At 69.0% G+C, this 258-nt stretch carries 1 pseudogene; it reads left to right on the top strand.

The features are described 5' to 3' along the window. Positions 1-258, top strand: a pseudogene (locus EOE48_RS29010) (1-deoxy-D-xylulose-5-phosphate synthase); the annotation flags it as partial.

Below are 258 nucleotides of genomic sequence, written 5' to 3'. Positions count from 1 at the left end.
CGAGCAGCACGCGGTGACGTTCGCGGCCGGCATGGCGACGGAGGGCTACAAGCCGTTCGTGGCGATCTACTCGACGTTCCTGCAGCGCGGCTACGACCAGCTCGTGCACGACGTGGCTTTGCAGAACTTAGCCGTGCGGTTCTGCCTCGACCGGGCCGGGCTGGTGGGGGCGGACGGCGCCACGCATGCCGGCGCGTTCGACCTCGCGTATCTGTGCTGCCTGCCGAACATGACGGTGATGGCGGCCTCCGACGAGGC

Source organism: Methylobacterium oryzihabitans (genome assembly GCF_004004555.2).
Classification (GTDB): Bacteria; Pseudomonadota; Alphaproteobacteria; order Rhizobiales; family Beijerinckiaceae; genus Methylobacterium; species Methylobacterium oryzihabitans.
Note: the sequence above shows the minus strand (reverse complement) of the source record. Positions and strands in the feature narration are given on the sequence as shown.